5 protein-coding genes are annotated in these 4,441 nt (G+C 57.9%); 3 read left to right on the top strand and 2 right to left on the bottom strand.

Features of this window, described 5'->3' with window-relative positions; genetic code table 11:
* Positions 1 to 65 precede the first annotated feature (65 nt).
* Positions 66 to 476, bottom strand: coding sequence for a TIGR01244 family sulfur transferase (locus WA989_RS07955; RefSeq protein WP_424339969.1), 411 nt, complete (start codon positions 474 to 476; stop codon positions 66 to 68).
* A gap of 124 nt (positions 477 to 600) precedes the next feature.
* On the opposite strand from WA989_RS07955, the gene WA989_RS07950 reads away from it, so the two are divergent.
* Positions 601 to 1,572 (top strand): ABC transporter permease, encoded by a 972-nt coding sequence (locus tag WA989_RS07950; protein WP_424339968.1) that lies wholly within the window; start codon positions 601 to 603, stop codon positions 1,570 to 1,572.
* Positions 1,565 to 2,467, top strand: coding sequence for an ABC transporter permease (locus WA989_RS07945; RefSeq protein WP_424339967.1), 903 nt, complete (start codon positions 1,565 to 1,567; stop codon positions 2,465 to 2,467). The genes WA989_RS07950 and WA989_RS07945 overlap by 8 nt, the downstream gene beginning before the upstream one ends.
* A 22-nt stretch (positions 2,468 to 2,489) precedes the next feature.
* Here WA989_RS07945 and WA989_RS07940 read toward each other — a convergent pair whose 3' ends face one another.
* Positions 2,490 to 3,131, bottom strand: a complete 642-nt coding sequence (locus WA989_RS07940) for a hypothetical protein (protein ID WP_424339966.1) — start codon at positions 3,129 to 3,131, stop codon at positions 2,490 to 2,492.
* 415 nt (positions 3,132 to 3,546) lie between these two features.
* Between WA989_RS07940 and WA989_RS07935 the strand changes: the two genes are divergently transcribed.
* On the top strand, positions 3,547 to 4,395 hold the full coding sequence (locus WA989_RS07935) for an acyl-CoA thioesterase (RefSeq protein WP_424339965.1): 849 nt from the start codon (positions 3,547 to 3,549) through the stop codon (positions 4,393 to 4,395).
* Positions 4,396 to 4,441 lie beyond the last annotated feature (46 nt).

Below are 4,441 nucleotides of genomic sequence, written 5' to 3'. Positions count from 1 at the left end.
AGTTTCAACTCTTTAGCACCGCTTGTCATGCTTTAATCTGTTCACAATCGATCGCTTGTTCGTGACTAGAGCAGGCGTTGCAGACCGGACAGGTCATAGCCTGCACCTGCAGCCGCATCGACGATTTCCTCTGCCTGGCCCTGGCCGGCATAGGTCAGCGCCCAGGCCGTGATCGAGCGCGTCCCTGTGCGGCAATAGGCAAGCACAGGGGCAGGGGCTTCGGAGAGAATCGATTGGGTGCGCTCGATGATCTCAGGCGTTGGTGCGCCGGAAAAGGGCAAGGCGACAAAGGTCAGGCCTTTTTCTTCGGCGCGGGTGCGGATCGATCCCATGCGCGGCTGATCGACGCCGCCTTCGCCATCCGGCCTGTTGGCGACAATCGTCTTGAAACCCGCCGCCGCGATCTGATCCACATCATCTTCACTGATCTGTGGCGCGACCGAAAAATGGTCGGTTACTTTGCGGATGTCGGCCATCAATTACTCCGGTGTCATGTATCGTTGACAAGCAGGGCTTCGCTGTGAACCTAGGAACGTTCTTTCGGACTTCCAAGGCCCGAAGTCTGCTTGTGTTAAAACGAATAGAGAGAAAAGCCCGACTGTGTCAGCCCTTCAGCGAAGCCTGTCCCGCATTCCATGGGCCTATGTGATCCGGCGTCTTCTGTTCGCCATCCCCACGCTTCTCGTCATTATCGCCGTTGCCTTCTTCATGATGCGCCTGGCGCCCGGCGGCCCGTTTGACGGCGAGCGCAAGCTGAATGCTGCGACCGAAGCGGCCATCGCCGCCAAGTTCGGCATGGACCAGCCGCTGTGGAAACAGTTCACCGATTATCTCCTCGGCGTGCTGCAGGGCGATTTCGGCCCGTCGATGAAGACGCTCGGCAAATCGGTGAACGATCTCATCGCAGACGGCCTGCCTGTCAGCCTCGCCATCGGCTCGCTCTCCATGCTGGTCGCGCTGATCGTCGGCACCAGCCTCGGCGTGTTTGCGGGTCTCCGGCAGAATACGGCGGGCGATTATACGGTGATGGGCTTTGCCATGGCTGGCATTTCCATCCCGACTTTCGTCACCGGGCCGATTCTGATCCTGACCTTTGCGCTTGGCGCGGGGCTGTTCGCTGTTGGCGGGCTCGGCGAATACCCGAATATCGGCATGAGCTTTTACAATATGACGCTGCCCGTGCTGACGCTGGCGCTGCCGCAGATCGCGATCATCTCGCGCCTGATGCGGGCCTCTGTCATCGAGACGATGCGCTCGCCGCATGTGCGCACCGCCCGGGCCAAGGGATTGCCTGAGCGCACCGTCATCCGGCGGCACGTCCTGCCGTCCGCCATCCTGCCGCTCGTCTCCTATGCCGGCCCGGCCATGGCGCGGGTGATGACCGGCTCGCTGGTCATTGAGCGTATCTTCGGCCTGCCGGGCATGGGCTCCTATTTCGTGGATGGCGCGATCAACCGGGACTATACGCTCGTCATGGGCGCGCTGATTATCTACGCGACGCTGATCGTGCTGTTCAATCTGATTGCCGACATCCTCTACGCACTGCTCGATCCGAAGGTGAAGTATGACTGATCCAATGGACCTCACACGCCGCAAGGAGCCGCTGGAGCAGGCCGTCGCAGGCGGACGCTCGCTCTGGGACGATGCCAAGCGGCGGCTGTTCAACAACAAGGCGGCTGTCGTCTCAATGTGGGTGCTCGGCGTGATGGTGTTTCTCGCCACGCTCGGCCCGATCCTCTGGGTGCATGACTACAGCCAGATTTCCGGCGAGACCGAACTGGCGCCGACCCTCGACAACTGGCACCTTCTCGGCACTGACGAGCAGGGCCGAGACCTTGTCGCGCGCAACCTGCTGGGCCTTCGCATCTCCATGGCCGTCGGGCTTGTGGCGACCATCGTCTCGCTGATCATCGGCGTAACCTGGGGCGCGATTGCCGGCTTTGTGGGTGGGCGCACGGACAATCTCATGATGCGCTTTGTCGACGTGCTTTATGCCATGCCGTTCATCTTCTTCGTCATCCTGCTGCTCACCGTGTTCGGGCGGAACATCGTGCTGATCTTTGCCGCGATTGGCGCGGTCGAGTGGCTGACCATGAGCAGGATCGTGCGCGGCCAGACACTCGCCATCAAGGGCAAGGAATTCATCGAGGCGGCGCGGGCTGCCGGTGTGCCAGGCTCGGCGATTATCCGCCGGCACATCCTGCCCAACGTGGTCGGCCCCGTCGCGGTCTATGTGACGCTGACCATTCCGGTCGTGATCATGGCGGAAAGCTTCCTCTCCTTCCTCGGCCTCGGCGTGAACGAGCCGCTGACGTCGCTCGGCGTGCTGATCTCCAATGGCGCGAAAGAAATGCAGGACAAGCCTTACCTGCTGATGGCGCCTGCGATCCTGATGGCGGTGACGCTGCTCTGCCTGAATTTCATCGGCGACGGTCTGAGGGATGCACTCGACCCGAAAGAGCGCTGATTTTATGTCCCGTGCCAATTTCCTATTCCGAAAAGGGGCGTATAACCTCATAACGGATTTCGGTATTGGTTGCTTCGTAGACCTTAATCCTTGCCCCTTGCGCACCAAAGTTAGGGTCTGTCGCAATATTGAACGTGAGGTCTTGAGAGAAAGCGGGTCGAATTGTGTCTCCCGCGAACTCTCGATAAAGTATGTTGATGTTGCCCGACTGCTGGCCAGTATAGATTAGCTCTCTTTGAAAAAAATCTGGGGTGTTGAGCGTCACAGTACCAAACTTTGAAGCTGGCGCATTATCAAGAAACCAATCCTCCTCAAGGCACATGCGCTGCACTTGCGGTCCTCCCATCGGCGGTGGCCCTCCCAGAAAACCTTGAACATGTAGAGCTGATCCACAAAACTTTCCCTGAGTTGTTTCAGCCCAAGGTGGCTTGAGTTCCCAAACGTGCCCGGCGGTTGCGTTGTATTGCAAGCCAGATGAGAACTCGACTCCTCTCGTCGTGCGAGCTGTTGTCGACCTGAACAGAGGTTCGCCAATTTCAGCGGTTGTGATTTCACCAAGTGAAGGCTTGGTGGAATTTGAAACGGTACCCGTAAGTGGAGCGGACGAAGCACAGCCACTGACCAGTACCAGTATCGAAATCACTTTAACAAAATTTCTAAGCATCGGACGTCTCCGCCAGAAATTTGAGTTCGTCTCGAGCATCTTGAATACTGCTAAATTTCCGCGATTGAACCTTCCTAGGAAAAATGATCTCGTAAACTTCTTTGAGCTTCAGCTTATGTGTAGCTATTTGATCAATTCGCCCCACTTGTTTGCCAGTTCTCTTATTGTGAAGCGTACATTTTCGGTTAGCAGCAACTGCGCCGATGGGGGCGTTCTTCCATTCATATACCATGCGGGCAATCTCCAAAAAATCGACCAAGAGGAGTACTCTAATGCGTGTTTTCGATAGTTAAAGAGCCTAGAGTTTAGGGCGGTTGGAGAGTCGCGAAAGTGAATTTAGGTTGAGTGCTGACTGAAGCGGCGTGTTTGTAGGACTTTTTTTGTGTTCCATTACGATTCACTAGATTCTCTTGGTATGAGTGATTCACCCTTCATCGACCTCAAGTCGACACATAATCCCCATCGCTGGTATTTGCCGATTGAGCCGCGCCTTTGCGTTGGCCCGCCCGGCAAGAAATTCCTGTTCGGCGGTGTTGGCCTCGCGACCGCCATTACGGCGCTAGAGCGAACCACGGGGCGGCCCTGTATCTGGGCGACGGCGCAATATCTCTCTTTCGCCAATCCGCCGGACATCATGGACATCGATGTTAAAGTGCCGATGGCCGGCAAGAACATTACCCAGGCCCGCGTGCGCGCCCACATCAATGAGCGTGAGATCTATACGGTCAATGCAGCGGTCGGCGAGCGCGAGTCGGAGCATTCGCACCAATGGCTCGCCATGCCGGACGTGCCGAAGCCGGAAGACTGCGATCCGATGCCGCGCTTCGACAAGGAGAATGTCGACCTGCACCACTATCTCGACATGCGCGTCGCGCGTGGTCGTTATGCCCGCGACCGGGCGGTCGAAGGCGGCAAGAGCGAGGATGGCCATGTCGTGCTCTGGGGGCGCTCGAAGACGGGCGAGCCGATCGGGTCGGCCATGCTCGCCATCATCAATGATTTCGTACCGTCAGCGACCAGCCATGCGCTTGGCCTGCCGGCGGGCGCGAACTCGCTCGATAATACGCTGCGCATCCGCAAGATCGTAGAGACTGAATGGGTGTGCTGCGATATCCAGATCGAGGGCGTTCACAATGGCTTCGTGCACGGCCGCATCGCCATGTTCGCCGACGATGGCACACTGATGGCGACCGGCAGCCAGTCCGGCATCATCCGCATCTTCGACCCTGAAATGTTCAAGGCGCGGTTCGAGAAAAAGGGCTAGAAACAGGTTCGATCGTCCCGGAGCCCATCTTCTGCCACTGCCGCGC

Source organism: Henriciella sp., from assembly GCF_049649345.1.
GTDB lineage: Bacteria > Pseudomonadota > Alphaproteobacteria > Caulobacterales > Hyphomonadaceae > Henriciella.
Note: the sequence above shows the minus strand (reverse complement) of the source record. Positions and strands in the feature narration are given on the sequence as shown.